The sequence below is a fragment of the bacterium genome, from assembly GCA_024224155.1.
GTDB lineage: Bacteria > Acidobacteriota > Thermoanaerobaculia > Multivoradales > JAHEKO01 > CALZIK01.
In genome coordinates this window covers 1-774 of record JAAENP010000514.1, presented here as the reverse complement: position 1 = coordinate 774, position 774 = coordinate 1, and the positions used below count along the sequence as shown (strand labels likewise).

Genomic DNA, 774 nt, shown 5'->3' with positions numbered 1-774 from the left:
GTCGGTGGACTCATCGCCGTCGCGATGGACCAGGAACTCGCTCATCAGCGGAATCACCATGCCGTTGGCCAACGCCAGGCAGGACTCCAGGACATAGACGTAGTATTGCGTCTTCCTCTGCTCCCCCGCACCCACTCTGCGCTCCAGCGCCTGGTCGCTGAAAGGCCACTCGCGCATCCACTTCTGGGTGCCGTCGATGGCGATCGGATAGTGGCCACCGATCAAGTAGCGGCAGAATTTCTTCTTACGGATCAAGCGCTCGACCAGCTCCAGATGGGCGGACTCGAGCTCGCCGGGCTCCATGCGCCTGAGCAGGCGGTAGAGCGTGTCGTGGTGGGGGATCTCTTCAAGATCAGGGATCAGAAGCTTCAGGTTGGCCTGGAACGTCGGCATCGTCATCTTGCGGTTGGCTTCGCGCCGCGAGGCCATCTCAAAGACGAAGCTCAGCATGCCGTAGAGCAACACCATCGTCAGCTTGTGGCGGGTTTTCCCCGGCTCTCTGGGATCGGGAATGTGAGAGAGCCGTTCCAGCAGCGACGGCAGCTGGGAGCGCAGGATCTGGAAGTACCCCCCTGCCGCGTCCTGGCGCGCCTGCTGCTCTTCTTCCGGGGTGCGCAACTGGCTCTTGCGGTTGGGAATCGTGGCCGTTGGCCGGGCGACCAGACCCGCCGCCCGCTGCTGCTCACGCAGCTTCTTCTGGGCCTTGGCGCGCGCCTTGGCAACTTCCCGGGCCGGCCGCCGAGAGGGCTTACCCATCTGAGCCTCCGGCCACTC

1 protein-coding gene is annotated in these 774 nt (G+C 64.1%); it reads right to left on the bottom strand.

The window, feature by feature from the left end; all coding sequences use genetic code 11:
- The coding region (locus GY769_24040) for a transposase family protein (protein ID MCP4204990.1) at positions 1-756 on the bottom strand (756 nt) is incomplete at its 3' end.
- Positions 757-774 lie beyond the last annotated feature (18 nt).